The 22,734-nt window shown below is 48.5% G+C and carries 20 protein-coding genes and 1 other RNA gene; 11 read left to right on the top strand and 10 right to left on the bottom strand.

Translation table 11 applies throughout. The annotated features are described in order from the left end of the window. Positions 1–57 precede the first annotated feature (57 nt). The gene (locus JHJ32_RS02995) at positions 58–1,380 is read right to left on the bottom strand and encodes an OmpA family protein (RefSeq protein ID WP_079716877.1); all 1,323 of its coding nucleotides are present in this window, start codon (positions 1,378–1,380) and stop codon (positions 58–60) included. Positions 1,381–1,587: 207 nt separating this feature from the next. Between JHJ32_RS02995 and alaS the strand changes: the two genes are divergently transcribed. The 3 genes from alaS (at position 1,588) to JHJ32_RS03010 (ending at position 6,117) form a co-directional block, all read left to right on the top strand. Then, positions 1,588–4,239: an alanine--tRNA ligase gene (gene alaS / locus JHJ32_RS03000; protein ID WP_200119769.1), complete on the top strand. Its 2,652-nt coding sequence runs from the start codon at positions 1,588–1,590 to the stop codon at positions 4,237–4,239. Then, complete coding sequence (locus tag JHJ32_RS03005; protein WP_200119771.1) at positions 4,229–5,329, top strand: TlpA disulfide reductase family protein; 1,101 nt, start codon at positions 4,229–4,231, stop codon at positions 5,327–5,329. The genes alaS and JHJ32_RS03005 overlap by 11 nt, the downstream gene beginning before the upstream one ends. 101 nt (positions 5,330–5,430) lie before the next feature. Next, positions 5,431–6,117: a response regulator transcription factor gene (locus JHJ32_RS03010; protein ID WP_079716873.1), complete on the top strand. Its 687-nt coding sequence runs from the start codon at positions 5,431–5,433 to the stop codon at positions 6,115–6,117. Positions 6,118–6,220: 103 nt separating this feature from the next. Here the strand turns inward: JHJ32_RS03010 and hutH are convergent, their stop codons facing one another. Continuing rightward, positions 6,221–7,786 carry a histidine ammonia-lyase gene (gene hutH / locus JHJ32_RS03015; RefSeq protein WP_079716872.1) on the bottom strand — a complete coding sequence of 522 codons (1,566 nt, stop codon included), beginning with the start codon at positions 7,784–7,786 and terminating at the stop codon, positions 6,221–6,223. Positions 7,787–7,990: 204 nt separating this feature from the next. Between hutH and JHJ32_RS03020 the strand changes: the two genes are divergently transcribed. The 3 genes from JHJ32_RS03020 (at position 7,991) to fbp (ending at position 10,386) form a co-directional block, all read left to right on the top strand. After that, positions 7,991–8,734 (top strand): tRNA1(Val) (adenine(37)-N6)-methyltransferase, encoded by a 744-nt coding sequence (locus JHJ32_RS03020; RefSeq protein WP_233632452.1) that lies wholly within the window; start codon positions 7,991–7,993, stop codon positions 8,732–8,734. Positions 8,735–8,756: 22 nt separating this feature from the next. Beyond that, positions 8,757–9,251 carry a metallophosphoesterase gene (locus tag JHJ32_RS03025; protein ID WP_079716870.1) on the top strand — a complete coding sequence of 165 codons (495 nt, stop codon included), beginning with the start codon at positions 8,757–8,759 and terminating at the stop codon, positions 9,249–9,251. A gap of 106 nt (positions 9,252–9,357) precedes the next feature. Beyond that, positions 9,358–10,386, top strand: a complete 1,029-nt coding sequence (gene fbp / locus JHJ32_RS03030) for a class 1 fructose-bisphosphatase (RefSeq protein ID WP_079716975.1) — start codon at positions 9,358–9,360, stop codon at positions 10,384–10,386. Here the strand turns inward: fbp and JHJ32_RS03035 are convergent. The 5 genes from JHJ32_RS03035 to dprA form a co-directional block, all read right to left on the bottom strand. Next, entirely contained in the window at positions 10,383–10,718 is a 336-nt protein-coding gene (locus JHJ32_RS03035) for a MerR family transcriptional regulator (RefSeq protein ID WP_079716869.1), read from the bottom strand. The genes fbp and JHJ32_RS03035 overlap by 4 nt on opposite strands. A gap of 125 nt (positions 10,719–10,843) precedes the next feature. Then, positions 10,844–11,812, bottom strand: coding sequence for a M23 family metallopeptidase (locus JHJ32_RS03040; RefSeq protein ID WP_079716868.1), 969 nt, complete (start codon positions 11,810–11,812; stop codon positions 10,844–10,846). Positions 11,813–12,022: 210 nt separating this feature from the next. Then, complete coding sequence (gene accD, locus JHJ32_RS03045) at positions 12,023–12,865, bottom strand: acetyl-CoA carboxylase, carboxyltransferase subunit beta (protein ID WP_079716867.1); 843 nt, start codon at positions 12,863–12,865, stop codon at positions 12,023–12,025. 102 nt (positions 12,866–12,967) lie between these two features. Further along, positions 12,968–13,066, bottom strand: an RNA gene (gene ffs / locus JHJ32_RS03050) — signal recognition particle sRNA small type. Between the two features lie 77 nt (positions 13,067–13,143). Then, positions 13,144–14,238 carry a DNA-processing protein DprA gene (dprA, locus tag JHJ32_RS03055; RefSeq protein ID WP_079716866.1) on the bottom strand — a complete coding sequence of 365 codons (1,095 nt, stop codon included), beginning with the start codon at positions 14,236–14,238 and terminating at the stop codon, positions 13,144–13,146. Between the two features lie 259 nt (positions 14,239–14,497). On the opposite strand from dprA, the gene JHJ32_RS03060 reads away from it, so the two are divergent. Both JHJ32_RS03060 and JHJ32_RS03065 read left to right on the top strand, forming a co-directional pair. Then, on the top strand, positions 14,498–15,034 hold the full coding sequence (locus tag JHJ32_RS03060) for a DinB family protein (protein ID WP_200119773.1): 537 nt from the start codon (positions 14,498–14,500) through the stop codon (positions 15,032–15,034). 73 nt (positions 15,035–15,107) lie between these two features. Next, entirely contained in the window at positions 15,108–16,070 is a 963-nt protein-coding gene (locus tag JHJ32_RS03065; RefSeq protein WP_200119775.1) for a hypothetical protein, read from the top strand. A gap of 27 nt (positions 16,071–16,097) precedes the next feature. On the opposite strand, the gene rsmG is transcribed toward JHJ32_RS03065, so the two are convergent. Together rsmG and JHJ32_RS03075 are read right to left on the bottom strand one after the other, a co-directional pair. Continuing rightward, on the bottom strand, positions 16,098–16,733 hold the full coding sequence (gene rsmG / locus JHJ32_RS03070) for a 16S rRNA (guanine(527)-N(7))-methyltransferase RsmG (RefSeq protein ID WP_079716864.1): 636 nt from the start codon (positions 16,731–16,733) through the stop codon (positions 16,098–16,100). 19 nt (positions 16,734–16,752) lie between these two features. Beyond that, entirely contained in the window at positions 16,753–17,895 is a 1,143-nt protein-coding gene (locus JHJ32_RS03075; protein ID WP_079716863.1) for a glycosyltransferase, read from the bottom strand. 204 nt (positions 17,896–18,099) lie between these two features. Between JHJ32_RS03075 and tgt the strand changes: the two genes are divergently transcribed. From tgt to JHJ32_RS03090, 3 genes are read left to right on the top strand one after another with little or no spacing between them, the layout of a single operon-like run. After that, a complete protein-coding gene (tgt, locus tag JHJ32_RS03080; protein WP_079716862.1) occupies positions 18,100–19,230 on the top strand; it encodes a tRNA guanosine(34) transglycosylase Tgt in 1,131 nt (376 codons plus the stop codon). Positions 19,231–19,233: 3 nt separating this feature from the next. Next, positions 19,234–20,334: an LptF/LptG family permease gene (locus JHJ32_RS03085; protein ID WP_079716861.1), complete on the top strand. Its 1,101-nt coding sequence runs from the start codon at positions 19,234–19,236 to the stop codon at positions 20,332–20,334. A 14-nt stretch (positions 20,335–20,348) separates the two neighbouring features. Continuing rightward, entirely contained in the window at positions 20,349–21,266 is a 918-nt protein-coding gene (locus JHJ32_RS03090; protein WP_370584466.1) for a DMT family transporter, read from the top strand. Here JHJ32_RS03090 and JHJ32_RS03095 read toward each other — a convergent pair. Further along, complete coding sequence (locus JHJ32_RS03095; RefSeq protein WP_200119777.1) at positions 21,263–22,729, bottom strand: glutamate synthase subunit beta; 1,467 nt, start codon at positions 22,727–22,729, stop codon at positions 21,263–21,265. The genes JHJ32_RS03090 and JHJ32_RS03095 overlap by 4 nt on opposite strands. Positions 22,730–22,734: the final 5 nt, after the last annotated feature.

Raw genomic sequence — 22,734 nt, forward strand, 5'->3', positions numbered from 1 at the left:
GTTGGAAGACCACATGGGACTTCCAACCTTCCGACTACCGGTTTTGGGATTCCCAACTTAGTACAACGTAAACTCTACCCTCCGGTTTTGTTGGCGGCCTTCCGCTGTGTTGTTGCTGGCGATGGGTTGCGTCGGCCCGTATCCCGTGGCTTCTATGCGCGATGGATTGGCGCCTTTGCTGACGAGGTATGCCTTCACCGCTTCCGCACGTTCCTTCGATAGGCGCATATTGGTTTGCATGGAGCCGGTGTTGTCTGTATGGCCAGCTAATTTGAGGCTGAAGTTTTTCTCAATTAATAACGCGGCAACTTTATTCAGGCTGGCGTGCGATGAGGGACGAATGGTCGCTTTCCCAAGATCAAATTCCAGGTTTTGAATCGCTTCATCTACGACGCGGCGGTCTTCTTCGGTCACAACCACTTGTTGCACGACAGGCGCTTTGGGTTCAGGCAATGGGCATCCTGCACCATCTACTTTTGTGTTTTCAGGAGTATCCGGACACTTGTCATAACGATTGGCTACACCATCCCCGTCGTCATCGGCTAAGTCTGCATACAACCGCTCCATTTGAGCCTGTAATTTTTCGTTCTCAGCTTGCTGCGCTTTCAGTGCTTCTTTTTGTGCGACCAAGTCGTCGTATTGAGCCAAATATTCTTTCTGCATGCTCGATACTGGATTGCTGTTCGCCAAAACTGGTTTTGACTTGTTGCCCAGTGCAAATTCAACACCTACATGGGCATAGGAAAAGAGGTCTTTCGATCCTCCGCCGCGCACACCGTCAAAAGTGGTTGATTGTACCAGGTTCATCCGGTAGCCCAAATCGATGTTGATATCGGGTGCAACGGCAAATTTCAACCCCAGGCCTGCAGGAACAAAAAGTTCGGTAGTCGAGTCATAGGTCGCTGTGATGCCATTTATTTCGGTGGTGGGCTCAAAACCCAATGCACCCAGGCCAACGTTTAAGTATGGCTTAATGAGTCCTTGATGATGCCGCCAGTTGATGTTGGCCAGTGTGACGTGGGCTGATAATGCCACGGACCAAGGCAGCTTGGTCTCAAAAGAGTTGTTATTGTCTTTATAGGCACCTGTTACTTTCCCGCCCATATATTCAGCTTGAATGCCGAAACCGGGGAGGATTTGCCTTTTTACATATACGCCATATCCAAAATTGTGCTCTACCTTATCGAACCTGCGTCGTAGACCGATGAGGTTGGATTGATTTAGAAGGCCGCCATGTACACCAATAGACCAAGTCCGGTACTCGGATTCGGGTGCAAAAGGTTTTACCTCATTGATTGTGGGGGTTTGGGCAACAAGTTGGGTAACGGCGAGTATCCCTGCTGCAGCAAGGGCGCCGGCTTTTTTTACGTTCATTTTCATGCTTGGTAATTTATTAAGCGATAGTTTTGATTTTGGAAGCGATTAAGCAATTAGCTTGCCATTTTTTGTATTTTACGTGAAATGTTTGATTTGGCTGCGCCAAAAAGTGCGTTTCGGCATCTTTGCCGGTGGCAGGCCGCTTGTACAAATTGCATAAACAGGCAATTTTGCCTAAGTTTGCGAAAAATATCAAACGCATTTTTTCAAATGACAAGTAGGGAAATCCGCGAAGCTTTTTTGGCTTTTTTCAACGATAAGGGGCATCAGATAGTACCGTCAGCACCGGTGGTTATCAAAAATGATCCCACGCTGATGTTTACCAATGCTGGTATGAACCAGTTCAAAGATATCTTTTTAGGGGAAGCACAGGCCCTGTATCCCCGTGTTGCGGATACCCAGCGTTGTCTGCGCGTCTCCGGTAAACACAACGACCTGGAAGAAGTGGGGATAGACACTTACCACCATACCCTGTTTGAAATGCTGGGCAACTGGAGTTTTGGTGATTATTTTAAGAAAGAAGCCATTACATGGAGCTGGGAGCTCCTTACCGAGGTGTACAAGCTGGATAAAGACAGGTTGTACGTTACCATCTTTGAGGGCGATCCAGCAGATGGTTTGCCGAAGGATGAAGAAGCGTATAACTTTTGGAGCGCGATCATCGCCGAAGATCGTATTCTTCTGGGCAACAAAAAAGATAATTTCTGGGAGATGGGGGATATTGGCCCATGCGGCCCGTGTTCGGAAATCCATGTGGATTGCCGCCCGGACGCCGAACGCCAGACCGTGGATGGCAGGACCTTGGTCAATGCTGACCACCCGCAGGTCATCGAAATCTGGAATCTGGTGTTTATGCAGTTTAATCGGCAGAAAGACGGATCCCTGAAGCCACTGCCGGCCAAGCACGTCGATACCGGGATGGGGTTTGAACGCCTCGTACGCGTCATCCAGGGCAAGGCGTCGAATTACGACACGGATGTGTTCAGGCCCATCATCAACTACATTGCGGAGCGGGCAGGGGTGTCTTATGGTGCCAACGAGCAGACGGATATCGCAATGCGGGTCATGGCTGACCATATCCGTGCGATCAGTTTCACCATTGCTGACGGGCAGCTTCCATCCAACAATAAGGCTGGTTATGTCATCCGCCGTATTTTGCGCCGGGCCGTGCGGTATGCCTATACGTTCCTGCACTTCAAGGAGCCGTTTTTGCACGAGTTGGTGCCGCTTTTGGCCAAGCAGTTTGAGGGGGTATTCGACGAGTTGTCCGCGCAGCAGGAATTTGTGCAGAAGGTGGTGCTCGAGGAAGAGCAATCGTTTTTGCGTACGCTCGTTACCGGCGTGCAGCGCTTTGAAAATTACATTGGCAATGGAGACGCTAAGATGATTGATGGCGGCTTTGCCTTTGAGTTGTATGATACTTACGGTTTTCCGATTGATTTAACCGGACTGCTGGCACGTGAAAAAGGATGGACGGTTGACATGCAGGGTTTTCAGCAAGCGCTGGAAGCTCAAAAAAGCCGATCCCGTGCTGCTACGGCTGTCGATACAGGCGATTGGGTGGTTTTGCGTGAAGAAGATCAGGTGGATTTCGTCGGCTACGACCAATTAACGTGTCATACCGAAATCCTGAAATATCGGAAAATCAGTACAAAAGGAGTGGATCAATACCAGCTTGTGCTTGCTAAAACACCTTTTTATGCGGAAGGTGGTGGGCAGATGGGCGACACCGGCGTATTAATCGTGGCCGACACCGGTGAACAACTAGCCATTACGGATACCAAAAAGGAACACGGATTGATTGTGCATTTTACGCCGCACTTACCTACGGATTTGTCCGCTACGTTGGTGGCCAAGGTTGATGTTGCCAAACGACGTGAAACAGAAGGTAACCATTCCGCCACCCACCTGCTTCATGCCGCATTGAAACAGGTGCTCGGTACGCATGTAAACCAAAAAGGGTCATTGGTGAATGCGGAATACCTGCGATTTGATTTTTCGCATTTTGCCAAAGTCAGCGAAGAGGAACTCTTGCAGATCGAACGTATTGTCAACGCAAAAATCCGCGAAAATATTCCGTTGAAGGAAGAACGGGATGTGCCGTTCCAGCAAGCTGTTGATGCCGGCGTAACGGCATTATTCGGTGAAAAATATGGTGATAGGGTGCGGGTCATTACCTTTGACGACCAATTTTCGAAAGAATTGTGCGGTGGGACACACGTCCGTGCTACCGGCCAAATCGGCTTCTTTAAAATTGTGGCGGAAAGCGCAGTGGCTGCCGGTGTAAGGCGAATTGAAGCGATTACGGGAAGCCGTGCGGAGCAGTTTATCTATGAACAGATTGATATTGTCAGTAAGTTTAAGGAGTTGCTCAACAACCCTAAGGATTTCGTCAAAGCGCTGTCGAAGGTAGTCGACGAGAATAGCCACCTGAAAAAGGAAATCGAACGGACCGTGGCCGAACGAGCGCTTAGCCTTAAACAGGATTTAGCAGCCAAGGTTGTGCCTGTGAATGGCGTTAACTTCCTCGCCGAAAAGATAGACGTGCCCAACGCGGATGCGGTGAAAACGCTCGCATATGCGCTGAAAGGCTATGTCGACAACCTCTTTCTGGTGCTGGGGACGGTAATCGGCGACAAGCCGGGGCTTACCGTTGTCATTTCGGACAATCTGGTCTCAGACCGGGGCTGGAATGCGGGTGTAATTGTACGGGAGCTAGCCCGGGAGATACAGGGCGGTGGTGGCGGCCAGCCGTTTTACGCGACGGCTGGTGGTAAGGACGCAAGTGGCTTGGACAGGGCTTTGGCTAAGGCAAAAAGTTATGTGGACGATCACACAAAGGTTATCAAAGATGACGAATAATATTGCAATCTTATTGGGATGGGTAAGCGTGCTTTTTCTGGCCTGTTCAGGCAACGAAGCATTTACGATCGACGGGCAAATCGATAACGCTGGTAACATAAAGACCGTTCTGCTCTATGAAGGCGATCGGAAGTTGGATTCGGTGTTCTTAAATGAAAAGGGAGCATTCCGGTTCCGCCGCGCAGCATCACATCCCCGGCTGCTGACGCTGGAAGCGGGAATTAACAGGTATCACGTTATCCTGCAAAACGGGGACCAGCTATCTTTTCGCGCAGACCTGACGAAGGATAGCGACGATTATGAAATTTCCGGTTCGCCGCTGTCGGAAAAAATAAAGAGCTTTGCCGGCACTATAGCCGAAAAAGAGCGCTTTCAGGAGGAGCTTGAAACAGCTTTTGCGAGCCAGGCGGCGGGGCTGGATGATACGGCACTGATGAACCTCAGGCAGCAATTCCTTCAAAAATATCGCGAACGTATGCAACAGTATACGAAATCCGCGGTACAGTTTGCCAATCAGCACGACGATTTGGCCGGGTTCTACGCAATGAGTACCTTGGATGCCGAACTTGCAGAAACAGAATTGATTGCGTATGCCGACCGCATTGCCGGACGGTGGGATGATAATGCGCGAGTACGGCAATTTTTAGAGGAAATGGCACGATTGAAGCGACTGGCCGTCGGGCAGCCCGCTCCCGATTTCGAGTCGCTTACGCCAAATAACCAGCCAATAAAGCTATCTGATTTCAAAGGCAAATATACGCTTGTCGATTTCTGGGCATCATGGTGCGTGCCTTGTCGTGAAGAAAACCCAAACATCGTTAAGCAGTATCATGCGTATAAGGATAAAGGGTTTACTGTGCTGGGAGTATCGCTCGATGGTAACCCCGGGGCTTGGATGCGTGCCATCCGCGATGACGGATTGGAGTGGACACAGGTTTCTGATTTACAGCAGTGGGGGAGCGAAGTAGTGGGGCTTTACCGAATACAGGCCATCCCGACATCCTACCTGCTTGATCCCCAGGGGATCATTATCGCTAAGAATTTACGGGGCCCCGACCTCGAAGCCTTTTTGAAGAAAACATTGGATTAGTGCTTCTTTTTTGTTAAAGCAGCGGTGTTGTTTAACGATTTATTAATGCTGGTTTAACCATTATTTGTCATTAAGTACATACTTTAGCAAAAAATAACACCATGAGTACCGTAAAACAAAAGATATTGGTGGTAGACGATGAGCCGGATATCGTAGAGTTAATTGCTTATAACCTTAAACGCGAAGGCTACCAGGTCTATACGGCGTCAAACGGCCAGGAGGCTGTGACCACGGCAAAGAAAGTCATGCCCGATCTGATTATCCTTGATGTCATGATGCCTAAAATGGATGGCATTGAGGCCTGTCGCATTATGCGGGCTATGCCCGAGTTTAAAAGTACGTTTATGGTATTTTTGACGGCCCGTAGCGAAGAATACTCTGAGATAGCTGGGTTTAATGTAGGTGCTGATGACTATATTGCCAAGCCAATCAAGCCACGCGCCTTGTTAAGCCGGATTAATGCCATCCTACGCCGCAATGCACAGCATGAAGAGCTCCCGAACGAAAAGCTTGAGATTGCCAACCTCGTTATCGACCGAGAAGCGTTTTTAGTGTTCAAAAACGGTGAAAAAATAGTGTTGGCCAAGAAAGAATTTGAGCTGCTCTACCTGTTGGCATCCAAGCCGGGTAAAGTGTACACGAGGGAAGTGATCCTAAAAAATATCTGGGAGGACTCAGTGGTCGTGACAAACCGCACTATCGATGTTCACATCCGCAAACTGCGTGAAAAAATAGGCGAAAGCTATGTTTCCACCGTGAAAGGGGTGGGTTACAAATTTGAGGCTTAGGCCGTTCTACCTTAAAAATCGGGCATGCCGCGATCTTCGCTATACCAGCCATTACCCAGTTGGGGGAGCAGTAATTTTTAATTGAGCTATCTTAGCTCGTCATTCAAGAAAGGCTGAAGGCTTCGTAAACCGTTTTGTTGAGATGGTAGCCGTATGTTTCTGCGGCTTCATTTGCCCGGTGTACGAATGTGCCACTGCTGATCAGTTGTTTAAGCGTTTTGATATCATAGGAAAAGATGCGGTCACTGTCAGCAAAAGGTACTTTGCTCCTCACCAGTTCGTGGCATGCCTCCAATACCTCGGACGACTTAAGCGGTCGACGAAAGTCTATGGCCTGTGCAGCATACAATAGTTCTATTGCAAGAATATATTCGAGGTTATCAATGACCTTGTTTAGTTTGCGCCCGCTGATGGAGCCCATGGACACATGGTCTTCCTGGCCCAGTGAAGTGGGAATGCTGTCAGCGCTTGCCGGAAAACAAAGCGTTTTGTTCTCGGACGCTAGAGCCGCCGTGGTGTACTGGGGGATCATGAATCCCGAGTTTAGCCCTGCATCCTGGATAAGTAGCTTCGGAAGCCCGTACCGCCCTTCGATGATGAGGTAGCTCCGGCGGTCGGCAATATTGCCCAACTCAGCTGCGGCTACGGTGGCGTAATCAAGGGCTATTGCCAAAGGTTGTCCATGGAAATTTCCGCCACTGATGGCATCATGTGCGCCCAGGACAATAGGATTGTCGGTCACCGCATTGATTTCTATCTCGGTGAGCTCTTTGAGGTGGAGCCATGCCGTGCGCGAAGCGCCGTGCACTTGGGGCATACAGCGCAGCGAATATGGGTCTTGCACCCGGCCGCAATCAGGATGAGCGTTGGCGATTTCAGATTTATGAAGCAATTCCCATAGCCGGTGGGCGACCAATTGATTGCCCGGGAAAGGCCGGATTTGGTGCAAGCGGGCGTCAAATGGCTTGTAGGAGCCCATCAGCCCTTCGAGCGACATGGCACCGATGATGTCAGCCGCTTCCAATGCATTATGCATCCGGTATAGCGCATGGACAGCGTGTGCTGCAATGAATTGCGTGCCGTTAATCAGTGCCAGTCCTTCTTTGGGGCCAAGCTGGATGGGTGGCATCCCCTGTGTACTTAACGCTTCCTCCGCAGACATGATGTAGCCCTTGTAATACACCTCGCCAAGGCCAATAAGCGGCAGAAAGAGGTGGGAGAGCGGGGCGAGGTCACCTGATGCGCCGACCGATCCCTGTGCTGGAACGACCGGGATGATATTCTGTTCAACCATCCAGATGATTCGTTCAAGCGTTCGCAGCCGTATACCCGAGTAGCCCTGTGCCAATGACTGCACTTTGATGATCATCATCGTTTTCGCCATTTCCACAGGAAGCATGTCGCCGACGCCGACGGCATGGCTTTTAAGTAGGTTATGCTGTAATTTGGCGGTGTCTTCAGGCGAAATAATGGTATCGCAAAGCGGGCCGAACCCTGTGTTGATTCCGTAGACGACTTCATTCTGCGATACAATGCCTTCAACAAACGCCGCAGATTGGTCAATCCTGTGCCGGGCTTTGGCAGATAATGTACCACTCATTTCTCCGCGCGTGAGCGCCATGGCCGCCTCAATCGTTAGCTTGTCTGTACCGTATCGAAAACTTTTCATCTGGTTCTGTCTAATTTGCCTTTACCACCGCTAATCCACATCAACCATCGTTTTTTTTGATAAAGATCAATTGTTTTAGATCGAGGAAGAACATCGGAACACATCACAGCCTGTAAAATCCACAACCCTTCATTTAGCGTTCGTACAATGTTAGAAACTATCCACGAATTTATCAAATTAAATAACAAAAGCACATAAGATGCTTTGAACTATTCCGCTAACTTTGCGGACATCAATATGTCGGTATTCAGGTTTAAGCGATTTGCTGTTGATCAGGCGGGGTGCGCCATGAAAATCAACACTGATGGTGTGCTACTGGGGGCTATGGCGACAAGCCCTAGTCCTGGGCGTGTGCTTGATATCGGAACGGGTACAGGGGTTATCGCGTTGATGCTTGCTCAGCGCTTTCCTGAAGCAGTGGTTGATGCGATCGAAATTGATGCGCTGGCGGCGAGCGTCGCCCGTAAAAATTTTGAATCGTCGATTTTTGCGGCGCGTACAACAGCATATGCCGTAGCATTGGAAGATTTTGAGCCAACGCAGCCGTATGATCTGATGGTGTCGAATCCTCCCTACTTTTTATATTCGCTGAAAAATCCCGATCTGCGCAAGCAACTGGCCAGGCATACCGATATGGCCTTTTTCTCGGATTTATTAGACCGATCCGCTCGCTGGCTTAGCCCGGGAGGAAGCCTGCAGCTTATACTGCCCGTCCCTTTGGCTGAACAAGTCAAACAAAAAGCCGTAAAAGAGTTTCAGTTAGTCTTGCAGGGGGAACGAAATATCCATTCCTTTGAATCGGCCCCAGCCATACGCCGGGTATTGGCAGTCGGTAAAGCACCCTATGAAGCAATGTGGGATCAGCCGGACTTTGTAATTTATGAAAACAAAGGAGTCTACAGCCGAGCGTACCACAGGTTGCTGGAAGACTTTTTCCTGACACGTTAAGAATCGCTATATTAGCAGCAGTATGACCAGAATCGGATTACTTTCAGATACGCACGGTTACCTCGACGAGGCGGTATTCAGGCATTTTGAATCATGCGACGAGATCTGGCATGCCGGTGATTTCGGGGATATTGCCGTTGCTGACACGCTGGCCGCTTTCAGACCGCTGAAAGGCGTATATGGTAATATCGATGGGCAACAAATCCGTGCAACATACCCTGAAACACTACGTTTTACCTGTGAAGCGGTGGATGTCTGGATCACCCATATCGGAGGATATCCAGGACGCTATAGCCCACAGGTAAAGGACGCCATTCGCCGTTACCCACCTAAACTTTTTATCTGCGGTCACTCGCATATCCTCAAAGTGATGTACGACCAAAAGTTACAATGCCTGCACCTCAATCCGGGTGCGGCTGGCAAGCAGGGCTGGCATAAGGTTCGTACGCTTTTACGATTTAGCATCGACGGCAGCCGTATTGAGAATTTAGAAGTTATTGAGTTAGCAGGAAAGTAAAGGATAGTTTTACACTAAGATATTCTTAAATCGTCGTTTTATTGGTTTTTGGTGTATATTTTTGTGTTGTTTGAAATCAAATTCTTTACACTAACTAATGTTGACTATGAGAAAGGTGACTACCCTCGGCCAATTCATTATCGAAAAACAGGCGGACTTTCCTTACGCCAAAGGCGAACTGTCAAGGCTTTTACGGGACATTGGCATTGCCGCAAAAATTGTAAACCGGGAAGTCAATAAAGCCGGGCTCGTCGATATTCTTGGAGACAATGGTACGGTTAATATACAAGGGGAAGGCCAGAAAAAACTGGATGTATATGCCGATGAGCAATTTATTTCTGCTTTGCGCAGCGGCGGCGAATGCTGCGTGGTAGCCTCCGAAGAACACGATGACTGTATCCTTATCCATTCTGAAATATCAAAAAACGCTAAATACATTGTTTGCATCGACCCGTTGGATGGCTCGTCGAATATCGATGTAAACGTGTCGGTGGGTACCATCTTTTCGATTTACCGGCGCGCAACGACGGAAGGGACCGTATGTCTGGACGAGATTCTTCAAAAAGGAATTTACCAAGTAGCGGCCGGATACGTGATATATGGGTCTTCCACGATGCTGGTATATACAACAGGCAAGGGAGTCAACGGCTTTACACTGGATCCTTCTATCGGGGAATTTTGCTTGTCTCATCCTGATATGCAAATGCCCCGCGATGGCGTGATTTACTCTATCAACGAGGGGAACTATATTAAATTCCCGCAGGGTGTTAAAGATTACATTAAATACTGCCAAGTGGAAGATAAGGCTACGCAGCGGCCGTTTACTTCGCGTTACGTCGGCTCTATGGTTGCGGATATCCATCGCAATCTCATTAAGGGAGGGATTTTCCTTTATCCTACCACTTCATCTCATCCGCAGGGCAAGTTGCGGTTGATGTATGAATGTAATCCGCTAGCCTTTATTATCGAACAAGCTGGCGGAAGGGCTACTGACGGGCACCGCCGGATACTGGAAATCCAGCCGGAGTCGTTGCATCAACGCACGCCCATTTTTATCGGAAGCACTGACATGGTCGAAAAAGTAGAAGAATTTATTCGTCTTTCAGCTGCATCGGCGAGCGGGGAAAGCGACTAAAGGCTATCCCGCACTTCCAGTAAAAAGGCTTTTAGCCGCTGGAGGGAGTCGATAACCCGTTGGTTTTCGCGCGCTTCGCTTTTATTGTTTTTCAAATAATCACGTGCACCTTGAAGGGTGTAGCCTTTGTCTTTGACTAAGTTGAAGATGATTTTTAAATTGGCAATGTCTTCGGGGGTGAACAAGCGGTTGCCTTTTTTATTTTTTTTGGGTTGTATGACGTCGAATTCACGTTCATAAAACCGGATTTGGGAAGCATTGACGCCAAACATGGCCGTCACTTCGCCCATTGTGTAGTAAAGTTTGTTTATTTCGCGCTCTTTATATGGCATGCTACGAAAAAGAATACAGTAGTACGTGTTGCAAAGATACAATTACACTTGAATTATAGCACAAACCACATGCCGTTTTTATATTCCCGTTTTCCTCCCCGGCATCAACGATCTTGTTCATCCTGTTAGTCAAAGGACTGGTTCTCCTGTGAGGCTGCTTCCAGTATAGCAACGTACTCCGCAGGTGTCAGGTCGTTGTAAATGAAGTTGATCGGATTTACGGGCTTATTGTTTTTATGTACCTCATAGTGCAGGTGAGGGCCTGTCGAAGTGCCGGTATTTCCTACGTAGCCGATGAGGTCGCCACGTTTCACTTGTTGACCTACCTTTACGGTAAACCGGCTCATGTGGCCATAAAGTGACTTGTAATTATAACCATGGTTAATGATGATGCGCCGTCCGTATCCGCCGTCAATACCAGCTGCCTCGACTTTGCCGTTGCCCGTGGCATATATGGGCGTGCCCACCGGCGCCGTAAAGTCGATGCCGGCATGCATCTTCCTGATTTTATATACCGGGTGTATCCGTACACCAAAGCCAGAGATACCGCCGCGGATTTTCCGGTTATCCACCGGTTGGATGGCTGGAATACTTGCCATCATTTCCGCTTTGGATTTAGCCATTTCCGTTAAATCATCGTATGACTTCGATTGCACATATAGGGCCTTGGATATCTGGTCAAGCTTTTTGGCCGTTTCCACCATGAGATCGGAGTTGCTGAAATGTTCAAGGTTTTTATAGCGGTTTACACCACCAAAGCCGGCCTTCCGGACATCCGGGTCAATGGGGTCGGCTTCAAAGATGACGCGATAAATGTTGTCGTCACGGTGCTGCATGTTTTCCAATGCGGCATCTATCTGTTTTAGGCGCTCCTGCATAATGTTATATTGCAAGGCCATTTGGTCTATTTCCCGCTTGAGCTGTTTTTCCTTGGGGGAATCAATAACTGTAAAACCGACATAGAGTAGAAACACGCCGCAAGCAAAGGAGCTCGTGAGAAATCCAAGTGCTCGCAACGCCCAGGTTCTGGTGCTTGTTTTTACTTTCTCGTACTTTAGGGTATGTGAGTTGTAATGGTACTTCGTTTTCGCCATTCGTGTTGTTTTACGATTAGTCTTGTAATGGGGTATACGGAGTTTGATACAAAGGCACTTAGTTTGAATGCCGCAAGTACGCAAAAAAATCTTAAACTTCAAAACAAATCTCCTTGTTTCGTGTTATTAATGCCCTCGCGTAAGGGCATACCCCACCCATTGGGAGTAGATGCCCTGTTTTTTGCTGTTGAAGAATGTCTTGCGTGTGACTTATCTGACCATACTTAGGAATAAGGCAATTTTTTGCTTAAGCTGGCGGCGATCGACAATGAAATCAAGAAAGCCATGTTCAAGCAAAAATTCGGAAGTCTGGAAGCCTTTTGGCAGATCCTTTTTAATGGTCTCTTTGATTACCCTTGGTCCAGCAAAACCAATGAGCGCGCCCGGCTCAGCGATGTTTATATCGCCAAGCATGGCGTAAGAGGCCGTTACGCCGCCAGTGGTAGGGTCTGTCAGTAGGCAGATATAAGGTATTTTAGCTTCATTCAGAAGTGCCAACTTGGCGGAAGTTTTAGCCATCTGCATAAGGGAAAAAGCAGCTTCCATCATACGTGCGCCTCCAGATTTGGATATCAACATGAACGGAACCCGATGCTTAAGGCAATAGTCGATGGAGCGGGCTATTTTTTCGCCGACTACAGATCCCATCGATCCGCCAATGAAGGTAAAATCCATACACGCCAATACCAGGTCTTGTCCATCGATTTTACCATGTGCGCAACGGATCGCGTCATTCAATCCTGTTTTGGCGTAACTCTCTTCCAGCCGTTCGGTATATTTTTTAGTATCCTCAAAGTGTAGGGGATCGCCGGAACGCAGGTTGGCGAACAGTTCCGTAAACTGGTTGTCATCAAAAATAATCGAAAAGTAAGCCGCGGAACCAATGCGTAAATGGTAGCCACAGTAGTGGCATACATACTTGTTTTCAATCTGTTCGATGTTCAATAAAGGCTTTTTGCAGGATGGACACTTATTCCATAGGCCATCAGGTGCTTCCTTTTTGTGCTCGGTAGCCGTACTTATTCCGGCCTTTTCGCGTCTAAACCAACTCATGCAAATCGTCGTTATGGGATGCAAACTTAGATAAACTTGCGTTGATATGCAAATGCTGTTGTATGGATAGTTAGGTGTTGTGATGAAGGGGTATAAATAAAAAATGGGCAAGCTCCTTTTATCGCACCGCTACAACCCGATACCCTTGCTGCGTTCCCACCCTGGGGGAATCTCGGGGAGCTGGTCGTAAAAGACTTACCCACCGCAAAAGTAGCAAAAATCGGGATAAGGAGCAATAAAAATTGCTTTTGTTTTCAATCGGTTGATTTTCAAGCCAATCATATGGCGCGATAGATTTTGCCTGGGAGCGCAGCAATCACACCTTTTAGCTCCATTTCGAGGAGTGTAATCGCTAGTTTGCTTTGGGGCCACTGAAGTTTCAATAATAAGTCATCAATGGCCATTTGGCCGGCTGCCTGGATAGCGTCGTATACACGTTGCTCCGGCGCGCCGAGGGAGATGGGAAGCTCAAGTTGACCGGAGGACGTCCGCTTGGCTTCAGGCTCCCAGTTCATAAGGTACGCCAAGTCTTTTACACTGGTGATCAAGTGCGCGCGGTTAGTTTTAATCAAGTAATTGCAACCCGCGGAAAACGCTTGATTCAAATTGCCCGGAAAAGCACAGACATCGCGGTTATAGGTATTCGCAATTTCGGCAGTGATAAGTGCACCCCCTTTGGCCGCGGCTTCTACGACGATCACGACGTCAGCTAAGCCGGCGATGATTCGGTTGCGCATGGGAAAATGCTGCCGATCAGGCTTAGTGCCAGAGGGAAACTCGGTGAGTAAGCCGCCGCAATCCAACATTTTGGCCGCCATCTCACGATTTGCGGCTGGATAAATGCGATCGAGGCCGTGGCCCAGCACACCGATGGTCGAAATCCCATGAGTAAGCGCATTGCGGTGAGCGAAGCTGTCTATACCGTAGGCCAACCCGCTGATGACAGTGGTATGGTAAGGCAAAAGCGCTTCAATAAACTCGGAGCAAACGGCTTTCCCATATGAGGTTGCGTTGCGTGTCCCTACGATGCTCACCATGCGTGCCGCATTGAGGTCGGCGCATCCTTTGTAATAAAGTAATAACGGAGCATCCGGACATTCGTCGAGGCGTTTAGGGTAATCCTTATTCCCCGAAAAAAGTACTTGAATACGGTGTTTTTCTACGAAACGTAGCTCATTTTCCGCTTCATGGAGCGCCCCGGCGTGCAAAATGGCGTCTGCCAAGTGGCCGCCGATTCCAGGAATAGTGGTCAATTCCTGCTTTGAAGCGGAAAATACGGCTTCTGCGTTCCCAAAACGAGAAACCAGGTGTCGGCCGAGTATGGGCCCTATACCTTTCACTTTCGTCAATGCAATTTGATGAAGCAGGCTCATAGGATTGGGCTAATATACAAAAATTGTTTGATTAATGGAGCTTGCCAAAACAGCAAAGCAGGGCAACCGCATTAAAGGTATCAGTGGGTTAGTGTATAGGGTAAGGTATCCGAGCCCCAACAGGCGCGTCGATATGCTGCCCCGCTGATCAGGAACGGCATATTGCCGAGCGGGTGCCTCGGGGTGCCACACCTGGGGCAGAAAGGCCGGCCGCATATCCAGTAAGCCGGGTTTGAACAATTTTGGCTAAATTTGTGATATGGAAGAACAGTCAACCATGCGCCTTGAAGTGTGGATGCGAGGCCCGGTCCCAAATGTGCCGCCATTGCTGCAGCCGGTTGCACATGCATTGCTGCAGGCAAAGGAGGAAATCGCACGATGCATGCAAAATTTTGATGACGGGCATTTATGGTACAAGCCCGGAGGTGCAGCCTCGCCCGGATTTCATTTGCAACATATGACCGGCGTGGTTGATAGGATGTTCACCTATGCGTTGGGTATGCCCTTGTCTGAAGCGCAGTTTGCTTACTTGCAGTCAGAGGGAGACGAGATCGCCGATATCGGTGCGGCGGAATTAGTGGAAACTTTTGGTAAACAGGTGGACAAGGCAATCGATCAATTAATCCGGATGGATGAAGCCGGGCTAACCGACACCCGCTATCTAGGCCGAAAGCGGATACCTACGACCTTGATAGGACTGTTGTTTCATGCTGCCGAACACACCCAACGGCACGTAGGTCAGCTGTTGGTCACCGTAAAGCTGCTGCCTTTGGTGCGTTCATCAGTGAATCAATAAATGGCCAGTTTCTCATGCTTATTGGAATGTTTTTTTGAACAAATGAAAGCGCGATGAGCAAAGCGACCCAAAGATGAAGCGGTATACAAATAGAAGGTTTAGAATAGCGCTGATGACGATGATGCCTCTTGGTGCTGTAGGACTATTATGGGTTACAGGGTGGTCTTTGTCGCCATTTGGTAAGCGATATTTACCGGATTACTACTTTGACCAACTCCATGCACACCACAAAAATTATGTGTCAGGGGGCGAACGGTTGGTTATTTTGAATGGCACACCAGTGGATTCGTTAAGAGAGCGGCAGGTTGTTGGTGTAACAAAAGCCGTTAAAATTGTTGAATACAGCAGTTCTGAAGCCTCGGCCAGGTTTGGAGAAGCTGGGCAATACGGTGCCACGGAAATTATAGGTAAGGATGTTGAATGGGTCGTTTCCAATGCGGCTATCCATCGACGCCGATTTAACCCGGACATGATTTTGATGCATACCGGTGTTCCTTTGCCAAGTAAGGCAAATCCCGGTCATGATGCTATTCTTGCCTCGGGGGAGTCGGCGGATACGCTGTATCTAGGTACGACTCGATACCGCAGTATTAGACGGGATACAGCCAACAAAATCGTGTTAGCCCCTTCTCGTTTTTTCTTTGCGAACAGATATAAGCGAATACCAGTTTCTAACCGGCGACTGTTGGTTTATCGGTATAATAGATTGGAAGCAACGTTTATGGATGTCGAGGTCGAAGGCAATGATGGGGTCCCATATTTTTACGATGAGCGAGTGGTGACCTTTAGTCGTTGGGTAGACAATACGGTCTCTGCGGTAATGAATCGTCAACAGAAAACAGGCAAACTAATAAACGATGGCCGCCTGTTGGCGGTCAACGGAAAGATGTTAAGGGGCGAGCGGTTAACCCGCGTTCAAGCAACACGGGGAAAAGTTATTTACCTTAATGGTATACTTGCAACCAAAAAATACGGTTTGAAAGGCTATGCTGGTGCCGTCGAAATATCCGGAAATGGCTTGAAGTTCTTCCGATAGTCACGTTGATGGGATTGTTGACGGTAATCACACCGGAATGTAAACCAGGTGCTTGGTCTCAAAGAAATCCTCTTCAAAATAAGCAGAAAGCGGATGTACTTCCGCCGGAAGACGTGCCTCATTGATTTCTTCGCGCAAGTCCCCGCCCTTCAAGTATAATATGCCATTAGGGATTGCATTCTGGTCTTTTTTCAATAATTTGTTGCGGACCCATGGATAGAAGTCTGCCAACCGTGTGACCGCGCGGGAAACGACAAAATCGTAGTTACGGTCCACTTGTTCTGCGCGGATGTGATCGGCCTTGATGTTTTTCAGTCCGATGGCTGTGGCTACCTCTCGTACGACCTTGATCTTCTTGCCAATCGAATCGACTAAATGGAAGTGGACTTCCGGGAAAAAAATAGCTAAGGGAATACCCGGAAAACCACCTCCCGTGCCTACATCCAGTATCCGGGTGTTAGGTACGAAGCCGATAAATTTGGCGATGCCAAGAGAATGCAATACGTGGCGAAGGTACAAACTGTCGATATCCTTGCGGGAAACCACGTTGATCTGCGCATTCCAAAACGGGTATAACTCACCCAATTGAAGGAATTGGGTACGTTGGCTGTCGGACAGCGTTGGAAAATAACGGTAAATGACATCAACTCCGGGATTTAACATGGCATGATATGTTTTTGTCTTACTTCCATTTCACGTCTTTTTTGAACAGGGCAAAAATGCCGTTGACACAGATATAGCTATAATAAATGACATCCAGCAACGGCAGCATCCAAAGCAGCCCGCCAGCTTGGAGTTTTTTGAGGATGGGATAGTAGATGACGATCTGTACAAACAGCCTACAAAGGTAAATCCCCAAAATGATGTACCAGTACTGCGGAAATATGACCACCGCAGCGATGGCAGCCAGGTAAAAAAGAACAGCGCTGATCAGTTGAGTGGCCAGCATTCGCTGATGAGAAACTTTATACGCCCTGGAAGCTCCGGCATGGCGAGTTTTCTGCCGGGAATAGGTCAACAGTGTAGTTTTGGGTTCGCTCCACACGTGTGATTCCGGATGAATGCAAATGGTTGTGTTATGCGGTGTCGCATTTTGATTGACAAAGAGGTCATCATCGCCGGATGGGATATGCATATGCGAGGCAAATCCTTTGCCTCTGAAAAATAAGCTTTTGGTGTACCCTAAATTACGGCCTACGCCCATATAGGCGTTCCCCTTGAGTGCGTAGGAAAGATAGCTCATGGCAGTATGGAAAGTTTCAAACCGGATAAGGGCATTTAGGAATCCGGGCTTTCTGCGGTAGGGCGAGTACCCCAGCACGATTTCCTCCCCGCCATTGAAGGCATCAGCCATATGCCTGAGCCATTGGTCAGATGCCGGAACACAGTCCGCATCGGTGAAAACAAGGTGTTCATATCGGGCGGCTTTGATACCGAGGCTCACTGCAAACTTCTTCCCATGCTTAAGTCGCACATGCTCAGCAATCTCGACCACCTTAAGGTGTGGGTATCGCGTACACAATTCTCTTAATAACCACTTGGTCTCGTCCTGCGAATAATCGTTGACCAATACCACTTCAAAGTCAGGATAGTCCTGATTGAGTATTTCAGGTAGGTTCTGCCGCAAATTTTCTTCTTCGTTTCGCGCACAGATGATCACAGACAGCGGTCGAGTAGGGGTGTTGCCCAGTTTGGGCGGGATGCTGTAAAAGGCAAGCCTGCTGTACACAAATAATAAGTAGTACAGTTGGATAACCAAGAGCAGTCCGCATATTCCGGATAAGAGGAGAAAACCGATCCCGGCTATTTGGTTAACTAGTTCCATATATGCTGCCAAACTTATATAAAAATCGCGAATATAATGCGTTCGATAAGCATTTCAATACGCGCTGTGATTGGTTGTTCGACGTGTGATGCCTCACAGCAATTGGCTGTTCGTATGCCTCAGCCAACATCAACGGGGGTTAAATTGAAAATCTTGTGCCACTATCAACGCCTATGTTTTGTTTTTCCTATTTTTGCATCCACAATGAAATTTACCCTTCAGGCAGCAGACGCACAGTCTAAAGCACGGGCCGGTATACTTGAGACGGCTCATGGCACCATCGAGACCCCCATATTTATGCCTGTAGGCACTGCCGGCACGGTGAAAGCCGTGCATCAGCACGAACTGGTCAATGATATTGAAGCGCAAATCATTTTGGGTAATACGTATCACCTGTATTTACGTCCTGGATTGGACATCCTGCACGCTGCCGGCGGACTTCATCGTTTTAACGGTTGGGAAAAACCGATCCTGACCGACAGTGGTGGCTATCAGGTGTATTCGCTTACCGAAGTGCGCAAAATCAAGGAAGAAGGCGTCACATTCCGTTCGCATATCGATGGATCCAAGCATCTCTTTACACCGGAGAATGTGATGGATACCCAGCGCATCATCGGAGCCGATATCGTGATGGCATTTGACGAGTGCACGCCATACCCTTGTGATTATCAATATGCCAGGCGATCGCTGGATATGACGCACCGCTGGCTTAAACGGTGCTGTGAGCGATTTGATGCAACCGAACCGCTGTACGGCTATGATCAAACGCTGTTCCCCATCGTACAGGGTTCGGTATATCGGGACCTCCGCGAAAAATCGGCTGAGACCGTCGCCTCGTTCGGACGGGATGGCAACGCTATCGGTGGGCTTTCCGTCGGAGAGCCCGCAGAAGAAATGTATGCGATGACCGAAGTGGTGTGTAACATACTGCCGGCCGAAAAACCACGTTACCTAATGGGAGTGGGGACTCCGGTCAATATTTTGGAAAATATCGCTTTGGGTATTGATATGTTTGATTGTGTGATGCCTACCCGCAATGCGCGCAACGGCATGCTGTTTACGCGTCGCGGGATCATCAACATCAAAAATAAAAAATGGGAGCAGGATTTTTCGCCCATTGACGCCGAAAGTGATCTGCTTGCCGACCGCGTATACACCAAGGCGTATTTGCGGCACCTGATTCGATCACAAGAAATCCTTGGTGCACAAATTGCCTCGTTGCACAACCTGCATTTTTACCTCTGGTTGGTCGGAGAAGCTCGCGCGCATATCATGGCAGGTGATTTTCATGCGTGGAAAAACAGTATCGTAAAACAACTGGACGAAAGGTTATAGCGAATGGTGAAATGGTTGCGGTCGTCGTTTAACATTATCGACAGATATATCATCAGGAAGTACCTGACTACCTTTGTTTTTACCATGGGCATCTTCACGGTAGTTGCCGTAGTGTTCGATATTTCCGAACGCTTGGATGATTTCATGAAATACAAGGCACCGCTCTCCAAAATTGTGTTTGAATATTATGCTGGTTTTGTACCGTTTTATTTAAACATGCTTTCGCCGTTAATCAATTTTATTGCGGTGATTTTCTTCACAGCAAAGATGGCTGATCAAACGGAAATTGTGCCGATTTTAAGCGGCGGTATGAGTTTCAACCGGTTTATTAGGCCTTACATGATAGCGGCAACCATTATTTTTGGGCTTAATTTTGTCTTTAGCGTGTACATCATCCCGCGCACGAATAAGCTGAAGGTGGGGTTCGAACGCATCTATGTAAAGCCTGTGGAAAACAATACCAAGAGCTCGACCCACATGCAGATTGACGATAACAGCTATGTTTATATCGATAATTTTGATAATAACCGGAAAGTAGGGTACAATTTCGTACTCGAGAAATTTGAAGCGGGGGAGCTGAAGGAGAAGCTGATGGCCGACCGCATCACGTGGGATTCGGTAAAGAATAATTGGCGCATCGAGAATTATTCAATCCGTGTCATTGATTCTTTGGATGAAGCTATGATCAAGGGCACAAGCATGGATACGCTGCTCGACATGACACCGCGCGACTTCGAAGTGTACGATAACATCTTTACCGCAATGAACATGACGGAGCTGAATGATCGGATCGAAAAAGAAAAAATCAGGGGTACGGGCATGATGACCGATTTGCTGTTGGAAAAATACAAGCGATTTGTGACGCCGCTGGCCGCCTATGTATTGACCCTGATGGGGGTCGCCCTGTCGTCGAAGAAAGTGAGGGGAGGGATAGGGCTAAGTCTGGGGATTGGCATCGGACTGAGTTTCACTTACATTGTGTTCATCCAGTTTTCTACCATGTTTTCGCTAAAAGGCGGATTGCCACCTATCATTGCTGTTTTTATCCCCAACTTAATCTTCGGAGCACTGGCGTTTTATCTTCTATACAAAGCGCCGAAGTAATACGACACAGCCGAATGACCATGGGCAAACTGACCATCAACCGCAACCTGTTTATCTTGCACCTGACCGTCATCGTATGGGGGTTTACCGGTATATTGGGCAACCTGATTTCCATAGCTGCTGTCCATCTGGTATGGTATCGGGTACTGATTGCGTTTGTTTCATTGGCCATCTATTTTTGGTATAAGCGGCAATCTTTCGCCGTGGGGCGGAAGGAGCTTATCCAGTTTTTTCTAACCGGCGGATTGGTGGGGCTGCATTGGATACTTTTTTTCGAATCCATCAAAGTATCTACGGTGTCGGTCACCTTGGTATGCCTGTCATCGGTGACATTGTTTACGGCGTTTATCGAACCCTTGTTTTATAAGCGCCGTACTTCAAAAATGGAAGTGCTTGTAGGACTGCTCATCATCGTTGGTATCTGCCTTATCTTTAAGTTTGAGGGGCAATATGTGAAAGGTATCGTTTTAGGCTTACTGGCGGCCTTGGCGGCAGCATTGTTCGGTACTATCAATTCTAAGCTGATAAAGAGAAATGAAGCGACAGTAATCAGTTTTTACGAAATGCTGGGAGCCTGGCTATGGATTTCTTTGTTTATGCTGATAACCGGTGGTTTCCATCACGGACTGAAAGCCACAGGCAAAGACGTGGGGTACTTGCTTTTGTTAGGAATCGTGTGCACCTCGGGGGCATACGTCGCTGCGGTATCGGTGATGAAAGAAATCAGCGCTTTCCGTGTCGCACTCGCCAGTAATTTAGAGCCCATTTATGGTATCCTGTTAGCCTGGCTATTCTTTGGCCAAAGCGAAAAAATGAGCGCCGGTTTTTATGCCGGCGCGATCATTATTTTGGGATCGGTTTTCGTTTATCCAATGATGAAGTACCAAGTGGCGAAACGGAAAGCCCAATTTCGGATTAAGCCCAACGCTTAAGCATAATCAAATACGGTATCCTTACTTTCCAATTCGGAGTATCCCATCAGGTACTCGTCTACCTTGCGTGCACACTCACGGCCTTCGGAGATGGCCCATACGACGAGTGATTGGCCGCGGCGCATGTCGCCTGCGACAAAAACGCGTTCAGCGGATGTTTTATATGCTCCTTCTTGTGCGCGTACGTTGCCGCGCTCATCCAGCTCCACCCCCAATTGTTGAAGCAGCCCCTCGTGCTGGGGGTGCAGGAAGCCCATGGCCAGTAAAGCAAGCTCGCACGGGATTTCCCGTTCTGAACCGGCTACCTCTGTAAACTTCACCGGACGTCCCAGGTGGTCGCATTCCCATGCCAAGTCGACTACGCGTGCGCTTTTGACATTACCCTTTTCGTCGCCGATAAATTCCTTAGTACTGATGCTCCAGAAGCGATCACAGCCTTCTTCATGCGACGTAGTGGTCTTGAGGAGCATGGGATATGTAGGCCAGGGCATGGCTTCTGTGCGGCTTTTTGGCGGCTGGGGCATCAGCTCAAATTGGGTAACCGACTTGGCCTTATGCCGGTTGGATGTGCCTACGCAATCTGAGCCGGTATCGCCGCCGCCGATGACCAGCACGTGTTTGCCGGTTGCCAAAATATCTTCTTCCGTAAACGACGAATTGCCTACACGCTTATTCTGTTGTTTTAGGAACTCCATGGCAAAATGCACCCCTTTCAATTCCCTTCCCGGGATATTAAGGTTTCGCGGGATGGTCGAACCTCCGGTTAAGACAATCGCGTCAAAGGCCTGGAGCTCGCTGGCAGGCACGTCTTTTCCCACCTCTGCATTGCAACGGAAGACGACGCCTTCCTCCTCCATGATTTTTATCCGGCGGTCAATGACCCATTTTTCAAGCTTGAAATCAGGGATACCGTAGCGGAGCAACCCTCCGGGTTTGTCGTCGCGTTCATACACCGTCACTTCGTGGCCCACCTTGATCAATTGTGCCGCGGCCGCAAGGCCAGCGGGCCCACTTCCAACTATAGCGACGCGTTTGCCGGTTTTCAGGTGTGTGGGGCGCGCTTTCACAAATTCGCGTTTGAAAGCGATTTCGATAATGTGTTTTTCAATTTCCTCGATGGCTACGGGCGAACGATTGATGCCTAGTACACAGGCCGACTCACAGGGGGCCGGGCATATCCTTCCCGTAAACTCGGGGAAGTTATTGGTGGACGCCAATATCCGGTACGCTTCTTCCCATTTGCCATCATAAACGGCATCGTTAAATTCCGGAATGACATTGCCCAGTGGGCAACCCGAGTGGCAGAATGGTATGCCGCAATTCATGCATCGCGCCGCTTGGTTATTCAATTCGTCGTCGCTGTAAGCATGGACAAATTCGCTGTATGTTTTCTTCCGGCTTGAGACCGTATCCTTCTTAGGAAGGGTTCGTTCAAATTCCTTAAATCCGGTTGGTTTTCCCATCTTTT

It is taken from the genome of Parapedobacter sp. ISTM3 (assembly GCF_016533505.1).
GTDB lineage: Bacteria > Bacteroidota > Bacteroidia > Sphingobacteriales > Sphingobacteriaceae > Parapedobacter > Parapedobacter luteus.